The sequence below is a fragment of the Marivita sp. genome (genome assembly GCF_051859345.1).
In the GTDB taxonomy this organism is placed as follows: domain Bacteria; phylum Pseudomonadota; class Alphaproteobacteria; order Rhodobacterales; family Rhodobacteraceae; genus Marivita.
The window spans coordinates 79,548-99,848 of sequence record NZ_JBHYFV010000001.1; the positions used below are offsets into that span (position 1 = coordinate 79,548).

Here is a 20,301-nt window from a genome sequence, read left to right on the forward strand (position 1 = left end):
GTGGTGTTACGAGCCAGAGCGACGCTGTTCCTTGATCCACGCGCGCATGTCGACGATCCACTGGTAGCGTTCGCTGTCGACACGGGTGAAGCCGATCTCGGGGTTCGGATCGTCTTCGGTGAACGAGGAATAGAGCTTGTAGCCCTCGGGATCTGAGGTCGGGAAGCTTTCGATGGCCGCCGAAACCTCTTCGATCAGCGCTTCCGGCAGGTTCTTGCGAAAGGTCCAGGGACCAGAGGTGATTTCCGGGCTTTCCCAGATCTTGCAGACAAGACCGGGCTCGATCATGCCCTTTTCTTCCATGCGCTGATAGATACCCGCGGCGTCATTGTCCTGATAGGTTGCGGCGGTGTCGAAGGTGCCATTCACGACACCGGTCACACCCGCTTCGTGACTGCCGGAAAAGGTCACTGTGCCGAAATGGTCTTCCGGCTTGAACCCTTCACGTTCGATCATGTTGAAATAGGGAACCGCATAGCCCGAGGTGCTGTCGGGATCGGCAAAGGCATGCACTTTGCCCTTGGCGTCCTCAAGGGACGTGATGCCGCTGTCACAGCGGGTGACAACGATGGAATAATACCCGGTCGATCCGTCTTTGGCGAGCGTTGTCAGCGTCGGGATGACACCGCCATCTGTGGCGGTATAGGCCGCCGCATAGGCCGAAGATCCAAGACGCGCAATTTCGATCTGGTCTGCGGCAATCGCCTGAATCACACCGTCATAATTGCCTGCGGTGAAGATCTCGACCTGAACGCCAAGCGTGTCTTCGAGATAGATGCGCAGAGGTTCGTTGCGCATCAGTCGATCCTGTTCGTTCTCACTCGACAGAATGCCGAATTTCAGAACCTGATAATCATCTTTCCAGCCTTCGGCGAGCGCCGGGTCTGCAATCAGGGCCGCAAGTGCGGTGGCAGTGAAAAAACGCATGGTGGTATCCCCTTCGGTTGCGTTTGCAGTGGACTCAAGCTTGTTCATTGACGCGGCCCGTGGCCCGAGCGGCGGTTGAGGTCACGGCCTCGTTGAACTCTTCCAGACCCTCGAGCCCGTAGATGTCGCGCACCACGTCGTCAGTCAGTTGCTGCGCGGTCCCGTCGAACATCACCCGACCGGCCCGCATCGCGATGATGCGGTCACAATAGGCGCGTGCAGTGTCCAGCGTGTGCAGGTTGACCAGCACGGTCAGGCCATCTTCCCGGTTGATCCGTTTGAGACCGTCCATCACGCGGGTCGCGTTCGCGGGATCGAGGCTGGCGATGGGTTCGTCGGCCAGCATGATCTTGGGTCGCTGCACCAACGCCTTGGCAATCGCCACGCGCTGTTGCTGCCCGCCCGACAGGGTGCCCGCGCGTTGCAGCGCCTGCGGAACAAGGTCCAGCCGGTCGAGCGCCTGAATGGCCATTGCACGCTCTTCTTCGGTAAAGCGCATCGCCATCGAGCTTAGAAAACCATGTTCCGCCAGCCGCCCGATCAGCACGTTTGTCAGCACGTCCAACCGGTCAACAAGGTTGAACTGCTGAAAGATCATCGCACAATCGCGCCGCCACGCCCGTAGCGGTTTGCCCTTGAGGGCGGTCACTTCGACCCCGTCAAAAGAAATCGACCCCGAACTGGGGTCGATCAGGCGGTTGATCAGACGAAGCAGAGTGGACTTCCCGGCGCCAGAGCGGCCGATGACCCCAACAAACTGCCCCGGTTTGATGGACAGCGAGGCGCGTTCAACAGCTTTGGTGTCACCGAACTGGCGGCTGACGTCCGAGAGTATCAGGTTTCCGGTCATGGCGATTCATCCGAATGAATGTGTCGCCCCGAGTCGTAGTGCTGTTCGGTGACAGGAACCTAACTGATATGTGACAGTTCTCTGACGCTTGTCACGCGGGGACCGCCTGAGCCTGCGGCGTCAGGGTCAAGATCCCGTTCGAGTGGATGATCTCGCCCTTCCGAAGGGTCAGGACCACCCTGTCGGAGGTATCTGCGATCACCAAATCCGCACTCTTGCCAACGGCGATTTCGCCACGGTCGATCAGCCCCAGCGCTTTGGCGGGATGCGATGTGGCCAACCGCGCGGCACCGGCCAAACCATCGGGGTCGTTCCCGGCCAAAGCACGGATGGCAGGCAGGATCGCCGCAGGGTGATAATCCGCCGCCAGAATGGACAGGACTCCCGCCGCATGCGCCTCGCGCGCTGACAGGTTACCGGAATAACTTTGACCACGCATCGCATTGGGTGCGCCCATGGCCGTCATCATGCCACGCTTCACCGCGACTTCGGCGGCCTCCATCGTCACCGGAAATTCCGCAATCACCGCGCCAAGATCCGCCATCAGGTTTGCCTTGGCAGGCGTGTCGTCGTCATGGCTGGCCAGCGGCACGCCATAATCCCGGCATTTCTGCGCCACCGCCTGCATGTTGTTCAGAAGCATTTCCTGCGGCCGCGACCGGATGGCGATGGCATCGCTTACCATCTGGCGCGCTTCTGTCTCGGACACCCCGCTCTGCGCCGCCTTGTTCTTGATGTGGATTTCAAGATTGCGGTACTGTCCCTGCCCCGGTGTGTGATCCATCAGAGAGACCAGATCGACTCGGCTTTCATCCAGCAGATCGCTCAGAACCTGGACCGCGTTGTCGAACGTGATGTCGAAACGGGCATGGATGCGGTGATCGACACGGGCGATCGTTCGGACCTCGGACAGTTCCCGGATCACTCGGCTGGTGTGGTCGAACGACCTGCGTTCGCCATCCCGAACACCGCGCGAGAACGACACTGACGCGTAAGCCGTCGTGACGCCGGAAGCCGCGAGACGCGCATCAAGCGCATTCAGCGCAACCTCCATCGGGAAATCGACACGGGCGCGCGGCTCGAGTTCCTGTTCGATCATGTCGCCGTGCATGTCGATGAATCCGGCGAAAATCGTCAATCCGTTGCCCGGAACGCCACCGGCTACGGGCCGGTCTGCCACCTCGGCGATCTTGCCGCGTTCGATCCGCAGCGATCCATGCCGGATAACCCGGTCGGGAAGAACAAGTGTAAAATCAGACAACCACATCGGCGCGGTCCTCCTCCAGGTTGGCGTTGGGGGTCAGGTCGATTTCCCGGTCGATCAATTCGGCCACGTCGCCGGGATGGTGAAAGACACCGATCAGGGCGGTACCAGCAGCTTTCAATTCCGCCAGCCGGGCGATCAGCGCCGCCCGCGCCGATACGTCAAGCGATGCTGTCGGCTCATCCAGAAGCAGTAGCCGCTGTGGCAGGATCAAGGCCCGGGCAAGGTTCACCTTCTGCTGCTCTCCGCCGGAAAACGTTGTTGGATAGGCCGCCCAAAGCGCGGGCTTGACGCCAAACGCGCTCAGCCAGTGCCGCGCCTGGTCGATTGCATCTTCGGCCGGCGTTCCGGCAAGGCGCAAGGGTTCGGCCACAAGCGCCTCTGCGCTCACACGCGGACGGGCGGTCAGGAACTGGGTGACAAAACCGATCTCGGTTCGGCGCAGATAGGTCACATCGACATCAGCCGCGCGGGCAAGGTCGATCACGCCGTGCGTGGACTGGAACAGAATTTGCCCCGCATCCGTCAGGTAGCTGCGATAGAGCGTGCGCAGCAGCGTCGATTTCCCCGCCCCGTTGCGCCCCTTGAGCAGAAGAAACTCGCCTGCATCCAAGGTGAAGGAAATGTTGTTGAATGCGCCCATCTGCGTGCCCAGATGGTGCATGACAAAGCCTTTGGTCAGGCCGCGAACATCGAGGATCTGTGTCATAGCTTTGCGTGTACCAATTGTTGCGTATAAGCGTGTTGCGGGTCTTGAAACACCTGATCGGCCAGCCCGGCTTCGACCACTTCGCCCCGGCGCATCACCATCACCCGGTCCGACATGGTGCGGATGACGCCCAGATCATGGCTGACGATCACCATGGTGATCCGGCGTTCCTGTTGCAGCCGCTTGAGCGTGTCGAGCACCAACGCCTGAACGCTGACATCCAGCCCCGTCGTCGGTTCGTCCAGCAGCAAAAGCGCGGGTTCCAGCGCAATCGCCTTGGCCAGTTGCACGCGCTGCTGCATGCCGCCTGACAGTTCGATCGGTGGTGCGTCCATCCGGTCGAGCGGGAATTCCGACGCATCCAGCGCGCCCCGCGCCTTGTCGCGCAATACGGCAAAGCGGCGTTCCCCGGCCACCAGAAGACGCTCGGCCACGTTGCCGGAGGATGAGTGTTTCATCAAAAGGCCCAGATGCGGGTTCTGGTAGACAATCCCGATCCGGGTGGCGCACAACATCCGCCGCGCGTAGCGGTCCAGATCGAACAGGTTGCCCTGCACATCCGGCAGATCAAGCGTATAGCTTCCCTGATCCGGTGTTTCCTCGAGGTTGAGGCAGCGCAGGAAGGTTGACTTGCCAGACCCGCTTTCACCGACGATGCCCAGCACTTCGCCCGGATAGACCGTGGCTGACACATCGCGCAGCGCCTGAACCGCGCCATAGGATTTAGACACGTTCCGCGCGGTCAAGAGCGGTTGTGTCCTGACCAGCCGGGGGGCGTCCAATGTCACGGTCATTGTGCCATCTCTCCGTTCTTGTACCATGTCGCGCCGACCGTAATGTTGTCGCCATCACCCTTGCGGATCAGCTTCACACCCAACTCGCTGTCGGACACCTCGAACACCGATGATCCGTCATCCTGCGGGATCTCGTTCATGAAGAACCCCTTGGCCCCCGACCGATAACAGGTCAGCCCACCGTGATCTTCGACCCGGTACGGCACGTCGTCAAAGACCAGCGGTTCGACCCGCGTGAAGGGCGGCACCACATGCAACCGCTTTTCGCGCCCCGCCGACAGGATCGTCAGGTGTTTCGCCATGTTGAGCTTGGGCACGTCCCAGCGCGGGATCGGGGATGGCGTCATGACGAAGCGCCCGTTGACCAGACTGGGATAACTCGCGCCCTGCATCACCCGTCCGGATCTTACGATCTGTTCATAGAGTTGAAGCCACATCCGCCCGTAATCGGCATCCGCATGCATCTGGCGCGCAATCGACATGTTCGGCTGCACCGACCGCAGCGGTTCAGGGTTCGGCACCTGAAGCACCAGCACCTGATCGTCGCGCAGCACTTCTTCGGGGATGCGGTGGCGGGACTGGATCAGGTCGGCGTCAAGCGTGTCCATCGTGGTGGGCGCGCCCGACACGCGGGACAGGAACTGGCGGATCGAGGCGGCGTTCACGCTGTCATCCGCGCCCTGGTCGATCACTTTGACCCGCATCTGCGGATTGATCAGCGTGCAGGAAATCTGCAACCCGCCGGTTCCCCAGCCCCGTGCCATCGGCACCTCGCGGCTGGCATAGGGCATCTGGCAGCCCGGCACCGCGATCGCCTTGAGCATCTTGCGCCGGACCTCGCGTTTGGCCGAGGCATCGAGGAACCCGTAGGACATTGGCTCCCAGTCTTTGGTCAGGGATTTCAGGCTCATTCGGCAGGCTCCGGCTGTTTGGTGCTGGCCGCACGCGTCGCCTTGGCATCACGCATGGCGTCCAGACTGGATTGGAACGTCACATAATGGGGCAGTTTGAAATGGATGCAGAAGCCAGAGCTTTCGACCCCTTCGGTGTGGTAGAGGAAGAACTCCTCTTCCGTTGCCGATCCCTTGGGTGCGCCCTTGCTGTTGAGATCCAGCGTTGCCGCCGCGATCACCTTGACCTCGTTCCATCCCATTGTCGCGGCGAAACCAAGCTCCAGTTGTGCCCCCTTCTTGGACACCACTTCGGCCTGGCTGACCTTGACCCGCCCGGCGCTGAACCGCGTGCCGCGTGGGTGCTGCACGATCACGTCGGCCTCGGCCAGCCGCAATTCGTTCACGGTCGGATGCGCCTGCCCGTAGCCACGCTGCGCGGCGTAGCCCAGGGCCAGAACACCGCCGGTTTCGGCCCGTGCAAGGCTTTGCAAGGTGTGCGCCCGCTTTGCCGGGAACAGCAAAGGCTCGCGGGTGACATCGGGAATATCGTTGCCCTGCGTCGCATCGAGTGTAGGCGCACTCAGCAATCCATTCTCGGCCTGCCAGGCGGCCACCGAAGGCTGACGCGCCGGCGACGGCCGGGACGCTGGCTGCACCGGGTCGGGGATGTGGTCCTGTCCTGACAACACGTCAGTCGCAAGGATACGGTGCGAGTAATCCAGCGTCGGTCCCAGGACCTGCCCACCGGGAATATCCTTGAACGCCGCAGAAATCCGGCGATGGGTGAACAGTCCTTCTTGCGTGACCGGCTCGGCCACCGTGAGACGCGGCTGTGTCGTGCGCCATGCCCGCAGCAAAAGCACCGCCTCGTACAACTCGCCGCCGGTCTGGGCCAGCGCCAGCGCGGCAAGGTCTTCGTCGTAAAGCGATGCTTCACCCATCACCCGGTCGATCAGGTAGGGCATCGCGGCCCGGATCTCGGCCACCCGTTGGGGTGTGATCGTGCCCATCTCGGCGCGGAACAACCTTTGCGATTGCCCGATCGCCCGTTCCCCGCCGCGTGTCGCTACATAGGCCATCAGAGCACCTCGACTTTCGTGGATCGCGGCACACCGGCCACGCGCGCGCCATCCACAAGGAACAGTTCGAACCCCATCGGATAGCGCATGACCTTTTCACGCATTTGCCAGAAGCCATCGGGCAGACCGCCGATCAAGACCTCGCCCGCGCCATCGACCCCCGGCCCGGAAAAGCGCAACCGGTCTCCGGCGGAAAGATCGACATTCAGGACAAGCGTCGCGCCGTCTTCGGGGTAGAGATCGGACCCGCAGCGCAGAGTTTGCAAAATTGTGGTGTCTGCCAGCAAACCTGCAAAGACATGATCCGCCTGATTCAACGCGACAGTTTCCGCCCCGGTCCGCACTGCCAGCGCCGACAGATCGGGATTGGCGCACCAGACCGCACATTCGCGGTCGATCAAGGCCTCGATAATCTGTGCCTGTCCTGCATCGGGCAATTCACGGGTCAGTCCGGGACGGGACAACGCCCACATCAGCGCCTCGTAGGTCGCGTTGGTGCGTGCCTCGAAATCCGAGGGGATTGGGTGAACGGTCATCAGAATGTCTCCATATCAACGCGGGTGGCTTCGACCCGGCACAAGGTGTCGTGATCAGCCTGTGCCTGCGCGTGTGCTTCGCGGTCCAGAAAACCTGCGCAGTCCTCCGGCGCGTGTCCCAGCGCCACCGCCAGATCGACCACAGCCATCGCCATCGCAGCCTCAAGATCGCGGCCCCGGCGCATTCCGTATCCCTCGTACCCGCCCGCCGCGATGCGCGCCTCGCTCATCAGGGCCTCGCCCAGGTGAAAATGTGTGCCCTGCGCGGTGTCGCGCATGGGCAGCATGACCAGTCCGGTGCGGTTCTCGATCACGGTGATATCGGGCAGATCGGCAACCAACGGTTCGGCAAACGCCTTGAGACGGGCGACATCCGCGCGGGCGAGAACGCCCAGCATTTCGTCATGTGCCCATCCGGGCAGGTCTTGGGGGCTTTGCGTCATGCCTCATCCTCTGAAGTCGATATGTTGAACTTTACGCGGGCGGCGGACCAGATGACCTCGCTGTAGGACAGCGGCGTTCCGTCCAACTCTGTGTCCACAGCCCGCACCACGATCACCGGCATGTCCGGATGCTGGCGCAACTGGCGGGCCTCGTCCAACCGCGCGGGCCGTGCGTACATACGCGTGCTGCCGCGCAGGTAGTCCTTGATCCCGTAGGACGCATAAACCGCGCTGACCGATCCCAGCGTTTGACGCCGTTCGGGAAAGGCCGGAAACCGGGCCGCGTCGTGGTAGATCGTCCCGAACGACACCGGCACGCCGTCCGCCAGTGACAAACGGCGCGTCGCAATCACTTCGGCCCCCGGCGCAAGACCCAGTCGACGAGCCACACGCGGGCTTGCCTCCAGGCGGTCAACGCCCAGCATCTCTCCGGACACGTCCACACCCTGGGACGTCATGTTGCGCCGCATCCGGGTGCGTGGTCCGATGGTGTATTCCAGCATCGGGCGCGGTTGCACAAACGTGCCGCGCCCCTGTTCGACGCTGAGATGGCCTTCCTTGGCCAGTTCCGCGACAGCCCGACGGATCGAGTGCCGACCCGCATCGTACAGCTTCACCAACTCTGCTTCGGTTGGCAGCCTGGCTCCGGGTTCTAGAACTCCATCCATAATATCTTGCTCAAGGGCTGCGCGGATGTCGCGCCAACGGTCTCTGATCATGTCCAAATTCATCCGAATGAATCACTCACTAAACCCAGCATGTGACAACCACATGTCAGGATCAAACATCATTCGGAAAATCTTTGGGGACGGTTGAACAAGGACTGAGTGGTTGAAGTCAGCTTGGGTGCCATGTCCTTCAGAGAAGTTGTGCCGACACCCACAACGCGCAACGTTGCTAATGACCGGTTGGCGGTGTCGTTTGTCGGCCAAACCCGCGCTTGGCCAACATGATCAATGGGTCATTGCGCCTTGCCAGCATCAGACGCCCAAGTCACCGGGACGCCTTGTCGACAATCAGATGCGGAAGGCCATCCGACGTCTTGCGGTGGCTGCGACCGTCTGCGTCAAGCGTGCCGCGAATCCGATGGCGCCAGTTCGAGAAGCTTTCGAACCGAACGGTGTCAACCGGTCGATCCAGCTTGATCTCCACCTGGCGATGGGTCGCGGATCCGGACAGGGCGACGATTTCGCCATCATAAGCCTGACCAAGATACTGCCCTGACACACGATCCCCCAAGGACAGTTCCGGAGGGTGATTTCGCTGGGTGAGCCGGGCATGCAGGGTATTCCAGTCCCTTGCGCCATGCTGCCGGGCGATGAGTTCGAGAGCCTGAGCATGGCTCACCTCCGTTCCATCGGTATTCAATGCCTGTCGGAGCGCCTTGGCCTGTGCCTTGACGGTATCGAGAGATAATTGGGTCATGCGATTTTCCTTGATCCTGGTGACATGGCGGCAACCATGAAGCCGCGAGAAAGAAAGAGGATGGCGAGGACCAGACCATAGGCACCGGCAAGGATGCCTCGTCCAACCAAACTTGTGGGTGCCGTCAACAGCATGACGACCGCCATGGCCACGGCGTTGGCCATGAACGATCGCCCAATCGGTATCGTCAGAAAGGAAATTTCAACCGCATGTTCAGCGCGTCTGACAGACATCGCTCACTCCTCCAGAGAGGCATTTCGGATCGGGAGGGAGCCTGTATTACCCACCTGCGAAATGCTTCGAGGGTGAGATGTCGTCGAAATCCGGGGCTTCACCATGACTTGCGTCCACAGGCGGCAGGTGCCCGACACCTTTGCATCGCCTTAAGATAGTCTTGTCGCGAAGGCAATACGCATGTGCTGCGCGCGTTCATGATCCCAATACAGTCGTCTGGGCGGTTTCAAGTCATCGGACGGGCCGCAGAAACGCGCAGTGCGACATCTGTTTGGTGAGGTCGCATGCGCCCGGAACGAACCGTTGTGGATTTCTGACGCCGATTGCTGCCTGTCTAGAGGCGCGGCTGGGTAAAGCCCTTGCCAAGAATTTCACCTGTCGGCAGGCCCGTCGGCGATCCGCCTTCCTGTTCGACCGTGATCTCGTAGAGTTGGTCAACCGTTGGCGATGGCAAATCCGGTGAACGCAGCACCAGCGACCGGACCTGATCAATCAGACCCACGGACACCGGCGGGCCGTCCGGGTCAGGTTTGGTCCAGACCTGCATGATCCGCCCCGCCGGGATGTCGACCTCGGACAGGATCGTGATTTCTGCAATATTCCGGTCATTGGTTCCAACCAAAGCGAACGGATTGCCGTCATCGTTTACGAGAACGGCCACAACCTTGGCCTCGGGTTCCGAGACCACCATCCAGCCAAGTACCGCCGAAAGGACCAGCGACGCGGCAAGCGCGAGTGGCAGAAGTGCGCGCATGCGGCCAGTGCGCCCTGATCCAGTGCGCCCTGATGGAGCGCGGCCCCGCGCGGACCCGCGCCCGTCAACCGGCGGGAAAGCGCGCGTGTCCTCGATCGAGCGCAAGATGCTGGGCCAAAGTGCGTCCGAAGGCGCCATCGGCTCTGCGGTATCATCCAGTGGCAGAAACCGGTCACGGCTCCGGCCAACCTCGCGCATGAGCTCCGGATCGCTTAGTATCTCGTTCTCGACGGACTCACCGTCGGCGCCCCAAAGCCCCAGGACATAGTCGTCGGCACGTTCTTTCTTGTCGTGGCTCATGAGAGGCACTCCCGGAGCTTGTGCAAGCCGCGCGTGATCCACGACTTCGTGGTTCCGAGGGGCGCATCCATTCTTCCCGCGATCTCACCATGCGAATACCCGAGAACATAAGCCATCAAAATGCAACGCCGCGTAACGGCGTTCAGCTGTTCAAGGCAGGTGCGTAATGCGCTTGTTTCCTCAAGACGATCAAAGCTTTGCGTCACCGCGTCGTCACGCGCGACATGGGCATCAAGATGTGCAGGTTCGCTCGGGATCTCGCGGCTGGCGTCTCTCAATATGTTCAGGGCGCGGTGGCGCACGATCGTATAGACCCAGCCCCTGCCGGAACCACGGTCGGGATCAAACTGCGCTGCTTTCGTCCAGACCTGAACAAACGCTTCCTGTACGGCGTCCTCTGCCAGATCACGCCGTCTGAGGATTCGCATCGCGACACCTATCAGTTGTGGCGCCTCGGCCTCGAAGATTGCTTGCAGTCCCGCATGCTTGCCTTGCGCGCAATCCTGAATCGCCTTTGCGTGATCGATCATAGCTTTGAGGCCCCAAACTGGCTTTCAGACGAAACGTAAGGTTGTAAAGCCGGGGCGACAACATGCTATTTGGCAGTCTGGCGACAGGACGCGGCATTCCCCCGCGTCCTGCATTCGCAACAGCCTTCAGACAACGAAGAACCCGTCATCCGTGACTGCCGCGTGGTCGGCGGCGTTCTCTACGCTGTCGGTAAAGTCGAGGATCACATCGGAACGATCCACTGCACCGCTGTTGATGGCACCCGACCAGAAATCAACGCCGGCCTGGTCGCTCTCGCGGTCAAGGACATTCATGTAGAGAAGGTCGAGAAACTCCAGCGTGCCGGTCCCGCCGTATGTGTCGGTGTATTCTGAACCGGAGATGAAGTTTTCGACGATGAAATCGAGATCGCCGGTCGTGTCGGCAACACCGCTCCAGAACCGCAGTCCTGCTTCATCCGGGGACCGTTCGAACAGATCGTAAAGCCGATAGACCGATGCAGCGTCTTCCCCCTCCAGATCAAAGATGAACGCGCCATCCTCAAGTGAGATACGCTCGACATCCACCAGAGTATCGACGCCCGTTGCCGAGTTGACGGAAATGGAACCGTCTTCATTCAGGGTCTGCATGATGTCGGTCCGCGCGAGTTGATACTCGACGATATCGGTACCGCCCCCGCCATCAATCATGTCGCCGCCACCTTGGCCAATGAACTTGTCGTTTCCGCCAAGGCCGTTGAGCGTTTCGGCAGCCATTGTTCCGATGATCAGATCCGCATCATCGCCGCCGTTCGTCACAGCGCCGCTGGCGGTCAGGACGTTGACGGACATCAAGAGGCCCTCCTGATCAACGGCGACAGCCTTTGTTCCCTCTGAAACATTCGTGCCAAGCCCGGCAAAGATGTAGTCGTGCATGTCATTGCCAAGCGCCACCGCATCGTCGCCAGTTGCAGTCACGTTCGATCCGATGGCGATGCCGCGCGCACCTTCGGCAGTGGCTGCTTCACCCACCGCTAGACTGCGATCCCCGCTTGCATCTGCAAGATGGCCGAACGCATGCGCGCGCTCTCCTTCTGCCGACGCCCGCCAACCAAAGGCCGTGGCGGCAGTGCCCATTGCGCTACTCTCACCGCCGACAGCGGTTGTCGAGGTGCCAGCGGAATGCGCCATGTCGCCTATCGCAAGCGCATCAACGCCCGCTGCATTTGCGCCATTGCCTATGGCCGTTGCGTTGTCCGTACCGGCCATCGCGGCCTCGCCCAGGGCAAGTGTGAAATCACCCTGCGCGGTTGCGATATGGCCTAGTGCATGCGCACGTTCCCCTTCAGCGAGCGACCGCCAGCCGAATGCAGTGGCCGCAGTGCCGTTTGCAGTGCTCTCACCTCCGACAGCCGTTGTCGATGTCCCGTTCGCAAGGGCCTGATCGCCAATCGCAATCGCATCGCGCCCAGTTGCGCCAGCACCATTCCCGAGAGTGATGGTGCCGGTTGTTTCGGTGGTTTCCCCATCCCCAAGGGAAACCCTGTTCGCGGGCATCGACATGGCTTGCATGGCAGATGTCGGCGCTGATGCAGAGCCTGCAAGGGAGTCCATACCGCCGCCGAACGACGCAATGGCCAGCGTTCCGTTTGCATCGACACCGACAAGTTGCCAACCCGACACGCCGACATCACTGCCAAGCCCCGAGAAGATGTAGGAATGCTCCGAAAGGCCCAAGGCAAATTCGTTTGCCTCGTCCGCGATGACGTTCGAACCTATGGCAACCGCATTGGTGCCTGTGGCGCTGGCGGCTTCACCAACTGCAAGGGTGAAATCACCATCCGCTTTTGCGATATGGCCCAGCGCGTGGGCGCGCTCGCCAGTCGCAGACGCCTTCCAGCCAAATGCCGTCGCGGCAATGCCATCGACGGTTATTTCACCGCCGACACCTGTGGTGGATGTCCCGTTCACCATCGCGGAATCGCCGATGGACAGCGCATCGACACCCATCGCACTCGCGGCGTTGCCGATGGCGGTTGTGTTGTCACCCGTGGCGTTGGCGGCTTCGCCAACCGCTAGGCTGAAATCACCGTCCGCCGAGGCAATATGGCCGAGGGCATGCGCGCGTTCTCCTTCGGCAGAGCCCCGCCAGCCAAAGACAGTCGCGGCTGTTCCAGTGGCGTTCGCTTCGCCCCCGACAGCCGTCGTCGATGGGCCGCCCGTGGCCGATGCGGCGTCCCCGATCACAAGCGCATCGCGCCCGTCAGCCGTTGCACCATTGCCAACTGAAATCGCACCAACGCCGTTTGCCGTGGAAGCCCCTTCAGACGTCGGGGCGCTCATCTCGTCCTGCGGTCTCGGATCCGCCGCCATGGCCGCGGTGGGAGTCGAAACTGTGGGCGCGGTGGTCATTGGCGAGTCGTCCGCGTCGATCCCAAAACCGGCAATCGCATCAAGGCTGAGCCGCCCCTCGGCGTCGACCATAAGAATGCCGCCATCGCCCGAGAGACCGGCAAGGGTATAGGTGGCGTCACCACCCCCAACCGCGATCTCGAACGCGTCCGCGCTCACCTGGTTGCCGATTGCGGTTGCGTAATCTCCGACGGCACTGGCCGCTTCGCCGATCGCGAGGGTAAAGTCGCCCTCTGCATCGGCGAGGTGTCCAAAGGCGTGGGCACGCTCGCCCTCAGCCGATGCACGCCATCCAAAGGCGGTTGCCGCCACGCCATTCGCCGTGCTTTCACCACCGACTGCTGTTGTCGACGGACCGCCGGTCGCCGTTGCGCTGTCACCAATGGCAAGTGCATCGCGTCCGTCGGCAGACGCCGCGTTGCCAATGGCGGTTGCGTTGTCGCTGGCGGCTGACGCCGCTTCGCCGATTGCAAGGCTGAAATCGCCATCTGCATCGGCAAGGTGCCCAAACGCATGCGCACGTTCACCTTCAGCCGACGCGCGCCATCCAAAAGCAGTCGCCGCTACACCAAGAGCGTCCGACTCGCCGCCGACTGCCGTGGTCGATGCACCAGACGCATTCGCCTCATCACCAATGGCAACGGCATCTGCACCGTTGGCACTCGCGTCATCGCCGTATGCAATGCCGCCAACCGGATCGGCCACCGCGCCGTCACCTTCCGTCAGTCGATCTCCTCCACCAAGAATGGCAAGCTTTGCAAGCGCACCCTCAAGGCTCGATCCCTCGATTGAGCCTGCCGCAACCGGCAGCGTTGCCTTGAACCCACCAGTCCCGTCAATCGCGCCATCGGTACCAGCGCCGGCACCCTCGGGAACTTCGGCACCGTGGATGACAATTTCGCGCAAGGGCAATGGCATCAGGTCTGCGGCGGTGAATTCCGTTCCCGTGACGGTCGAGAAGAAATTGTCGTCGTCGGTCAGGTCGTAGCTGTTGATCGTCAGCATCTCGCCCGCGCTGTTTGCGACGGGGTCGTTGTGCGTGCCGTCATTCAGGTTCTCAAGCGACAGTAGAACGTCCCCATAGGCGGCCAGTCCTTCAAGCACCTCAACATATCCGTCACCATCGGTATCGTCGAAAAGTGTCGGCGCGGCCGAGTCGATTGGATTGCCAGCATCGTCAAAGCGCCCGTGTATGTGCTGGATATGGAGTTGATCCGGCGTCACACCCCGCGCAACCGTCGCAACAGTCAACGTGGTTCCCTCGACCGCGAGGAAAGCTGTCGCCTCCACGCCAGAACCATTCAGCGCCGTCAAGTCAGCGACATAGACGAAATTTGCGGAATTCAGCACAGTTTCGAGCTGGTTGAAGTACGTATTGGACATGAGGGTCTCCCAGTTGGCGCGACGAGTCTTGTTCTGGTCTCAGGCGGTCTCCATCGTCGCAGCTTGCATACCGCCAGGCCGTGGCGTTGCGCGCCCGACACCTTAAAAACACACGGGAGAAGCGTTTGGATGCATGGGCGGAAAAAGAAATGTCCTTCGCGTTGCCGTTGGACGCGTGGGAATCGACATTCCCACACAGAGACGTTGGATCGTTTCGTGACGCACAGATGTTCCCGAGAGACCGGTATGTTGTTGCGTTCCGGTGCAGGGGACAGAGGTGGACCGCTGCGAACCAAAGGTCAGTTCATACCAGAGCTTTCAGTGTCCGAGAGAGGTATCGGTAGAAGGCCCGCATGGACAGCAGACTTGTGCGGCACCCGCACAGTTGGTTGAATTTAATCAACTTTGCCTGTCGAGGCGGTTCATTTTGTTCGTTGGGAGGATATGTGGCAGCCCGTAGGGGAATCGAACCCCTCTTTCCAGGTTGAAAACCTGGCGTCCTAACCGATAGACGAACGGGCCACGCTTGGTGAGCGGTGTTTAGGCAAAGCCGGGCGGCCATGCAAGCGGAAATTCGTTGGTTTGTGCGTATTTTTGTTTTGGGACGGATTGCGAAAGGCGGATCTTGAAAAACATTCAAAAACAGAGGCTTAAAGGCCTCACTCAGCAGCAGGCGCCGCGTCTTCCAAACGCAGTTGAACCGAACGGCGGCCGCCCCACTCGTTGATCTCCAGACGCCCGGCAAGATGGAATCGTGCGCCGCCGTGCTGTTCCAGTGCAAGACCCAGCGGGCCATCGAAAGCGCCAAAGCAAATCGCATCAATGCGCCCACCGATCCCGTCGCCAAAGCTGACCTTGAGATGCGAACTGCCGACCCTTTTTGCAAAGGCGATCTGCATGTCCGGAAAGACAAAACGCGGCGCGGCCGCCCCGGCACCGAAGGGTCCGGCATCCTCTAGCTGGTCCACAAGCTCTGGCGTGGCAGCGCCGGGCATCAGCGGTCCATCCAGACGGAAATCGGCCGCCCCCAGTTGGTCAGCGCCCTGTTTCGCCAACAGCTCGGTCAGGCGCGCCATGGCTGGTTCCAGCTGGTCTCGTGACAAGGACAGGCCTGCGGCCATCTTGTGACCACCGCCTTTTTGAATCTGATCTTCCGCTGCCAGTTTCTGGATTGCCGCGCCAAGGTCGATGCCACTGACCGAACGGCCCGACCCCTTTCCGTCATCCCCGTCAAAACCGATGACTATAGACGGGCGGTTGGTCCGTTCTTTCAATCGCGACGCGACAATCCCGACCACACCGGGATGCCAGCCCTCACCAGCGGCCCAGACCAATGGCGCGTCGAATCCGCGCTGTTCGGCCTGTTCAAGTGCCTGCGCGCGCACACCTTCTTCAATCTCGCGACGTTCCGTGTTCAACGCATCCAGACGCTCTGCCATGGCTTTGGCTTCGTGCGGATCGGTGCATGACAACAGGCGCGCACCAAGATCCGCCTTGCCGATCCGGCCCCCCGCATTGACCCTCGGACCAAGGACAAAGCCAAGGTGATAGGATTTCGGAGCGCTGTCCAGCCGACCCACATCGCACAACGCGACCAATCCCGGCCGCGCCCTTTGTGCCATGACCTTGAGTCCCTGCCGCACCAAGGCACGGTTGACGCCTTTGAGCGGCGCAACATCCGCCACCGTCGCCAGCGCAACCAGATCCAGCATCGCCATCAGATCAGGCCCTTTTGCACCAGCCTCCCGCATCTGGCGTCCTGCCTCGACCAGCGCCAGAAACACAACCCCGGCGGCACACAGATGTGCCAATGCCCCGTCTTCGTCCTGTCGGTTCGGGTTTACGACGGCATGGGCGTCCGGCAATGTCTCAGCCCCCAAATGGTGATCCAGCACCACGACGTCGGCCCCCTTGGCCGCTGCAATCGGGCCATGAGACAGGGTTCCGCAATCCACACAGACAATCAGATCATGGTCTCGGGCCAAGGCCTCCATCGCGGGTTCGTTCGGGCCATACCCCTCGTCGATCCGATCCGGGACATACAGCGTCGCGCTTCGGTCGAGCTGGCGCAACCAGTCAATCAGCAAGGCCGCAGATGCGCCGCCATCGACATCGTAATCGGCAAAAATGGCAATGCGTTCGCGCTTCTGCACCGCCTGCAACACACGCGCCGCAGCCCGCTCCATATCGCGCAAGGACCGGGGGTCGGGCAGCAAGGCCCGAAGCGTCGGTTCAAGATAGGTGGGCACGTCTTGCGCCGACACACCCAGACGGGACAGGGTCTGGCACAAGGCGGGCGGGCGTCCCGTCTGCTGCATCAGAGCTTCGGCGAGCCGCGTCACCTCGGGTGCCGGTCCGATCCAATGCCGCCCTGTCAGCGACCGGTCAACGCCCAGATAGCCGGTCACGCCTGCCTCATCAGTGCATCGGGTTTCGGTATGTCATCCGCCGGACCGACCCGGTTTTCGAACGCATCAACAGTGTCTCGGTCGTGTAAAACCCGACCTCGCGCTTGATCCCGGACAAAAGCGATCCGCCGGTTACACCCGTGGCGGCAAAGATGACGTCTTCGGTTACCATGTCGTCGCGGCTGTAGATTTTGTTGAGGTCGGTGATTCCGGCCTTCGCAGCGCGGGCTTTTTCGTCTTCGTTGCGGAACACCAAACGGCCCTGAATCTGCCCCCCCATACATTTGAGCGCGGCTGCTGCAAGTACACCCTCGGGTGCGCCGCCGGTGCCCATATACATGTCGATGCCGGTTTGCGACGGCTCTGCACAATGCATCACGCCGGCAACGTCGCCATCGGTGATCAGCCGGATCGCCGCCCCGGTGGAGCGGATTTCGGCGATCATGTCTTCGTGGCGCGGACGCTCCAGGACGCAGACGGTGATATCGCTCTGGCGACACCCCTTGACCTTGGCCAGCGCAGCCACCCGTTGCTTCGGGGACATGTCCAGCGTGACGAGATCGTTGGCAAATCCGGGTCCGATCGCCAGCTTTTCCATATAGACGTCAGGGGCGTGCAGCATGGATCCGCGTGGCCCCATGGCAATCACCGTCAGCGCATTGGGCATGTCCTTGGCGGTGAGCGTCGTGCCCTCGAGCGGGTCCAGCGCGATGTCCACACCCGGTCCGTTGCCGCTTCCGACCTCTTCACCGATGAACAGCATCGGAGCTTCGTCGCGTTCACCTTCGCCGATCACAACGACACCTGCGATATCCAGAAGGTTCAACTGTTCGCGCATCGCGTTGACGGCGGCCTGATCGGCAGCTTTTTCGTCGCCGCGCCCAATCAGATCGACTGTGGCGATGGCGGCTTGTTCCGCCACACGCGCCAGACCCAAGGACAGCATACGATCGTTGAAATCAGGGCGCGTGGTCATGACACTCTCCAGTCGCGAATAAATTCAGTTACTCAGCCTGTTAAGCATGTGGCACATGGGTGACAAGGTTGATTGCGCTAAAGCTGTCAGACATGCTCGATCCGCAGCGCGACGGGTTCGCCTTCGACCACCCCTGTTCCAACCATCGCGGCCAATGCGTTGTCCAGGGCGGCGCGAGTCGTCTTATGCGTCACGATCAGGACCGGTGCGGTGTTCTGGTCGTGGCTGCGTTGACGCATCCGATTGATCGACACGCCCGCTTCGCCCAGCACCGCCGCAACTTTGGCAAGCGCACCCGGTTTGTCCAGAAGCATCAGGCGCAGATAATATGGGGCAGGCGTTGCGGTCTTGGCCGCCTTCGACCTGGTCAGGGTGCCGGAGGGGCGACCAAAGGTCGAAATCCGCGTGCCGCGGGCAATGTCCAGAACATCCCCCAGAACAGCGCTGGCCGTCGGGCCCTCGCCCGCACCTGCGCCGCGCATCACGATCTGGCCGACCTGATCACCTTCGATCACCACCATGTTGGTGCCACCGTCAAGCTGGCCCAAGGGTGACGTCGCAGGGACAAGACAGGGCGACATGCGCTGTTCGAGCCCGCGCCCGGTCATCTGGCAGACACCCAGAAGCTTGACCTTGTAGCCCATGTCGGCGGCCTGGCGAATGTCTTCGATGCTCACCCGTCCGATGCCTTCAAGCTCGACCGCGTCGAAATCAACCTGGGTGCCAAACGCAATTGACGCCAGAAGCGACAGCTTGTGACCGGCATCAATGCCACCCACGTCAAGCTCCGGATCAGCCTCGAGATACCCAAGCGCATCCGCCTCGGCAAAGGCGGCATCATAGGTCAGGCCACCGGATTCCATCCGTGTCAGGATGTAGTTGCAGGTGCCATTCATGACACCCATGACCCGCGTGATGTCATTTCCCGCCAACCCTTCGGTCAGCGTTTTGACAACGGGAATCCCACCCGCAACAGCTGCTTCAAACCGCAAGACTGCACCGGTCTTTTCTGCCGCCTCGGCAAGATCCTGACCATGGTGGGCAAGCAGCGCCTTGTTCGCGGTGACCACGTCCTTGCCGGCGCGCAGGGCTGCTTCGGTGGCCGCCTTGGCCGGACCGTCGCTTCCGCCGACCAACTCTACGAAAACATCCACATCCTCGCGTTGTGCCAGCGTGACGGGATCGTCTTCCCAGTCATAGCTGTCGAGCGGCACGCCGCGGTCCTTGACACGGTTGCGCGCGCAGACTGCGGAAATGGTGATCGGTCGGCCACCGCGCGCTTCAAGCAGGGCGGCCTTTTGCCGGATGATCTTCACGACTCCCGCACCAACAGTGCCCAGACCCGCAATTCCAAGGCGCAGAGGTTCAGTCATTCGGGCAATCCTTTTGCAGACAGGCGTGATTTTCGCCCGCAATAGCGCCTTGTCTACGTCGCTGCAACGGGCCTGATCAGGGTTGTGTCACACCGTCGTTCATTCGGTCACGGGTTCCTGGATCAATCACTGGTCGACGCAGCCCGGCGGCACGACCGCGAAGACCGGCTGCCCGCGCACGCAACGCATCGTCATCGGCTTCGGTCAGGCGCGGTTCCTCGGCAGCAAGCAGTTGCTCGAACGGCAGCAATGCCGGGTATTCCGCAACGGGGTCGCCCTGGGCCAGCGCCGCATCCACCTCAGGGAAGTCCGCGCAGGCGGTCAATGCCAACCAGAGGATGATCCAAGCCCGCCACATCTGCACTGCTCCTTCTTTGACACCTGTCATGCCGCAGCAAAGGCATTCACGCAACCACGGGCTTGATCTGAACAAGCGTTCAGATAATCTGTCAGCCATGGCGCGTACTGCTGGTTCACATTCGGATATCACCGGTCCTCGTGTCCGCGAGGCTGCGTTGACGTTGTTTGCCCGCCATGGCTACGCGGCTGTCTCGATGCGCCAGATCGCAAAAGAGGTCGGTGTGCAGGCTGGTGCGCTATACAATTATACCCCGGACAAACAATCCTTGCTCTTCGATCTGATGCGAGGGCATATGGATGACCTCATGACGGCACGGGCGAATGAACCGACGCAGGGCGCGCCCCAGGACAGGCTCGAGGCGTTTACACGGTTCCATATCCGCTTTCACCTGGAGCGCCCGAAAGCGGTGTTCATATCTTACATGGAGCTGCGCAATCTGACGTCGGAAAATTTTGCGACCATCGAGGATCTGCGGCGACGCTACGAAGGCGCGCTTGAGTCACTCCTGCAGGCGGGGCGTGATGCAGGTCACTTCCATTTGGCTGACACCAAGCTAACGACACTCGCGATCATTGCGATGCTGAACGGGGTCAACACCTGGTATCGCAGCGGTGGGCGGTTGTCGCTGCCCGAGGTCGAGGCGGTTTACTGGGATATGGTGCGCAAAGCGGTGACGTGAAAGAGATTTCGAA

20 protein-coding genes and 1 tRNA gene are annotated in these 20,301 nt (G+C 61.3%); 1 reads left to right on the forward strand and 20 read right to left on the reverse strand.

All coding sequences use genetic code 11. From position 1 onward, the window contains the following. Positions 1 to 6: 6 nt before the first annotated feature. The 20 genes from phnD to ACTIEN_RS00540 all read right to left on the reverse strand — a co-directional run bounded on the left by phnD (position 7) and on the right by ACTIEN_RS00540 (position 19,606). On the reverse strand, positions 7 to 927 hold the full coding sequence (gene phnD / locus ACTIEN_RS00445) for a phosphate/phosphite/phosphonate ABC transporter substrate-binding protein (RefSeq protein WP_439521125.1): 921 nt from the start codon (positions 925 to 927) through the stop codon (positions 7 to 9). 34 nt (positions 928 to 961) lie between these two features. After that, the gene (phnC, locus tag ACTIEN_RS00450; protein WP_439521126.1) at positions 962 to 1,777 is read right to left on the reverse strand and encodes a phosphonate ABC transporter ATP-binding protein; all 816 of its coding nucleotides are present in this window, start codon (positions 1,775 to 1,777) and stop codon (positions 962 to 964) included. 91 nt (positions 1,778 to 1,868) lie between these two features. After that, on the reverse strand, positions 1,869 to 3,044 hold the full coding sequence (locus ACTIEN_RS00455) for an alpha-D-ribose 1-methylphosphonate 5-triphosphate diphosphatase (protein ID WP_439521127.1): 1,176 nt from the start codon (positions 3,042 to 3,044) through the stop codon (positions 1,869 to 1,871). Then, positions 3,031 to 3,750, reverse strand: a complete 720-nt coding sequence (locus ACTIEN_RS00460) for a phosphonate C-P lyase system protein PhnL (RefSeq protein ID WP_439521128.1) — start codon at positions 3,748 to 3,750, stop codon at positions 3,031 to 3,033. Before ACTIEN_RS00460 ends, ACTIEN_RS00455 begins: the two co-directional genes overlap by 14 nt. Next, positions 3,747 to 4,544: an ATP-binding cassette domain-containing protein gene (locus ACTIEN_RS00465; RefSeq protein WP_439521129.1), complete on the reverse strand. Its 798-nt coding sequence runs from the start codon at positions 4,542 to 4,544 to the stop codon at positions 3,747 to 3,749. The genes ACTIEN_RS00460 and ACTIEN_RS00465 overlap by 4 nt, the downstream gene beginning before the upstream one ends. After that, a complete protein-coding gene (locus ACTIEN_RS00470) occupies positions 4,541 to 5,455 on the reverse strand; it encodes an alpha-D-ribose 1-methylphosphonate 5-phosphate C-P-lyase PhnJ (protein WP_439521130.1) in 915 nt (304 codons plus the stop codon). Before ACTIEN_RS00470 ends, ACTIEN_RS00465 begins: the two co-directional genes overlap by 4 nt. Next, positions 5,452 to 6,516 (reverse strand): carbon-phosphorus lyase complex subunit PhnI, encoded by a 1,065-nt coding sequence (locus ACTIEN_RS00475; RefSeq protein WP_439521131.1) that lies wholly within the window; start codon positions 6,514 to 6,516, stop codon positions 5,452 to 5,454. Before ACTIEN_RS00475 ends, ACTIEN_RS00470 begins: the two co-directional genes overlap by 4 nt. Further along, complete coding sequence (gene phnH / locus ACTIEN_RS00480; protein WP_439521132.1) at positions 6,516 to 7,052, reverse strand: phosphonate C-P lyase system protein PhnH; 537 nt, start codon at positions 7,050 to 7,052, stop codon at positions 6,516 to 6,518. The genes ACTIEN_RS00475 and phnH overlap by 1 nt, the downstream gene beginning before the upstream one ends. Then, positions 7,052 to 7,495: a phosphonate C-P lyase system protein PhnG gene (locus ACTIEN_RS00485; RefSeq protein ID WP_439521133.1), complete on the reverse strand. Its 444-nt coding sequence runs from the start codon at positions 7,493 to 7,495 to the stop codon at positions 7,052 to 7,054. The genes phnH and ACTIEN_RS00485 overlap by 1 nt, the downstream gene beginning before the upstream one ends. Continuing rightward, on the reverse strand, positions 7,492 to 8,226 hold the full coding sequence (gene phnF, locus ACTIEN_RS00490) for a phosphonate metabolism transcriptional regulator PhnF (protein ID WP_439521134.1): 735 nt from the start codon (positions 8,224 to 8,226) through the stop codon (positions 7,492 to 7,494). The genes ACTIEN_RS00485 and phnF overlap by 4 nt, the downstream gene beginning before the upstream one ends. 262 nt (positions 8,227 to 8,488) lie before the next feature. After that, positions 8,489 to 8,920, reverse strand: a complete 432-nt coding sequence (locus tag ACTIEN_RS00495; RefSeq protein WP_439521135.1) for a glyoxalase superfamily protein — start codon at positions 8,918 to 8,920, stop codon at positions 8,489 to 8,491. Beyond that, positions 8,917 to 9,084, reverse strand: coding sequence for a hypothetical protein (locus tag ACTIEN_RS00500; RefSeq protein WP_439521136.1), 168 nt, complete (start codon positions 9,082 to 9,084; stop codon positions 8,917 to 8,919). The genes ACTIEN_RS00495 and ACTIEN_RS00500 overlap by 4 nt, the downstream gene beginning before the upstream one ends. Before the next feature lie 404 nt (positions 9,085 to 9,488). Further along, positions 9,489 to 10,208 carry an anti-sigma factor gene (locus tag ACTIEN_RS00505; protein ID WP_439521137.1) on the reverse strand — a complete coding sequence of 240 codons (720 nt, stop codon included), beginning with the start codon at positions 10,206 to 10,208 and terminating at the stop codon, positions 9,489 to 9,491. Continuing rightward, positions 10,205 to 10,738: a sigma-70 family RNA polymerase sigma factor gene (locus ACTIEN_RS00510; protein ID WP_439521138.1), complete on the reverse strand. Its 534-nt coding sequence runs from the start codon at positions 10,736 to 10,738 to the stop codon at positions 10,205 to 10,207. The genes ACTIEN_RS00505 and ACTIEN_RS00510 overlap by 4 nt, the downstream gene beginning before the upstream one ends. Before the next feature lie 126 nt (positions 10,739 to 10,864). Further along, positions 10,865 to 14,491, reverse strand: coding sequence for a DUF4214 domain-containing protein (locus tag ACTIEN_RS00515; RefSeq protein WP_439521139.1), 3,627 nt, complete (start codon positions 14,489 to 14,491; stop codon positions 10,865 to 10,867). A 447-nt stretch (positions 14,492 to 14,938) separates the two neighbouring features. Beyond that, positions 14,939 to 15,013 (reverse strand) — tRNA-Glu (locus tag ACTIEN_RS00520). A 137-nt stretch (positions 15,014 to 15,150) separates the two neighbouring features. After that, positions 15,151 to 16,899 (reverse strand): single-stranded-DNA-specific exonuclease RecJ, encoded by a 1,749-nt coding sequence (gene recJ / locus ACTIEN_RS00525; protein ID WP_439521140.1) that lies wholly within the window; start codon positions 16,897 to 16,899, stop codon positions 15,151 to 15,153. 10 nt (positions 16,900 to 16,909) lie between these two features. Next, positions 16,910 to 17,875 (reverse strand): class II fructose-bisphosphatase, encoded by a 966-nt coding sequence (gene glpX / locus ACTIEN_RS00530; protein WP_439521141.1) that lies wholly within the window; start codon positions 17,873 to 17,875, stop codon positions 16,910 to 16,912. An 86-nt stretch (positions 17,876 to 17,961) separates the two neighbouring features. Next, a complete protein-coding gene (locus ACTIEN_RS00535; protein WP_439521142.1) occupies positions 17,962 to 19,248 on the reverse strand; it encodes a homoserine dehydrogenase in 1,287 nt (428 codons plus the stop codon). A gap of 76 nt (positions 19,249 to 19,324) precedes the next feature. Then, a complete protein-coding gene (locus tag ACTIEN_RS00540; RefSeq protein ID WP_439521143.1) occupies positions 19,325 to 19,606 on the reverse strand; it encodes a hypothetical protein in 282 nt (93 codons plus the stop codon). A 97-nt stretch (positions 19,607 to 19,703) separates the two neighbouring features. Here ACTIEN_RS00540 and ACTIEN_RS00545 point away from each other — a divergent pair, with 97 nt between their 5' ends. Further along, the gene (locus ACTIEN_RS00545) at positions 19,704 to 20,288 is read left to right on the forward strand and encodes a TetR/AcrR family transcriptional regulator (protein ID WP_439521144.1); all 585 of its coding nucleotides are present in this window, start codon (positions 19,704 to 19,706) and stop codon (positions 20,286 to 20,288) included. Positions 20,289 to 20,301: the final 13 nt, after the last annotated feature.

Coding starts and splice junctions, on each gene's coding strand:
- ACTIEN_RS00535 (WP_439521142.1), bottom strand. CDS start 19,248: ATGACTGAACCTCTGCGCCTTGGAATTGCGGGTCTGGGCACTGTTGGT.
- phnF (WP_439521134.1), bottom strand. CDS start 8,226: ATGAATTTGGACATGATCAGAGACCGTTGGCGCGACATCCGCGCAGCC.
- ACTIEN_RS00485 (WP_439521133.1), bottom strand. CDS start 7,495: ATGACGCAAAGCCCCCAAGACCTGCCCGGATGGGCACATGACGAAATG.
- ACTIEN_RS00470 (WP_439521130.1), bottom strand. CDS start 5,455: ATGAGCCTGAAATCCCTGACCAAAGACTGGGAGCCAATGTCCTACGGG.
- phnD (WP_439521125.1), bottom strand. CDS start 927: ATGCGTTTTTTCACTGCCACCGCACTTGCGGCCCTGATTGCAGACCCG.
- ACTIEN_RS00510 (WP_439521138.1), bottom strand. CDS start 10,738: ATGATCGATCACGCAAAGGCGATTCAGGATTGCGCGCAAGGCAAGCAT.
- ACTIEN_RS00505 (WP_439521137.1), bottom strand. CDS start 10,208: ATGAGCCACGACAAGAAAGAACGTGCCGACGACTATGTCCTGGGGCTT.
- ACTIEN_RS00475 (WP_439521131.1), bottom strand. CDS start 6,516: ATGGCCTATGTAGCGACACGCGGCGGGGAACGGGCGATCGGGCAATCG.
- ACTIEN_RS00500 (WP_439521136.1), bottom strand. CDS start 9,084: ATGGCCAACGCCGTGGCCATGGCGGTCGTCATGCTGTTGACGGCACCC.
- phnC (WP_439521126.1), bottom strand. CDS start 1,777: ATGACCGGAAACCTGATACTCTCGGACGTCAGCCGCCAGTTCGGTGAC.
- ACTIEN_RS00515 (WP_439521139.1), bottom strand. CDS start 14,491: ATGTCCAATACGTACTTCAACCAGCTCGAAACTGTGCTGAATTCCGCA.
- glpX (WP_439521141.1), bottom strand. CDS start 17,875: ATGACCACGCGCCCTGATTTCAACGATCGTATGCTGTCCTTGGGTCTG.
- ACTIEN_RS00460 (WP_439521128.1), bottom strand. CDS start 3,750: ATGACACAGATCCTCGATGTTCGCGGCCTGACCAAAGGCTTTGTCATG.
- ACTIEN_RS00540 (WP_439521143.1), bottom strand. CDS start 19,606: ATGTGGCGGGCTTGGATCATCCTCTGGTTGGCATTGACCGCCTGCGCG.
- ACTIEN_RS00545 (WP_439521144.1), top strand. CDS start 19,704: ATGGCGCGTACTGCTGGTTCACATTCGGATATCACCGGTCCTCGTGTC.
- phnH (WP_439521132.1), bottom strand. CDS start 7,052: ATGACCGTTCACCCAATCCCCTCGGATTTCGAGGCACGCACCAACGCG.
- ACTIEN_RS00465 (WP_439521129.1), bottom strand. CDS start 4,544: ATGACCGTGACATTGGACGCCCCCCGGCTGGTCAGGACACAACCGCTC.
- ACTIEN_RS00495 (WP_439521135.1), bottom strand. CDS start 8,920: ATGACCCAATTATCTCTCGATACCGTCAAGGCACAGGCCAAGGCGCTC.
- ACTIEN_RS00455 (WP_439521127.1), bottom strand. CDS start 3,044: ATGTGGTTGTCTGATTTTACACTTGTTCTTCCCGACCGGGTTATCCGG.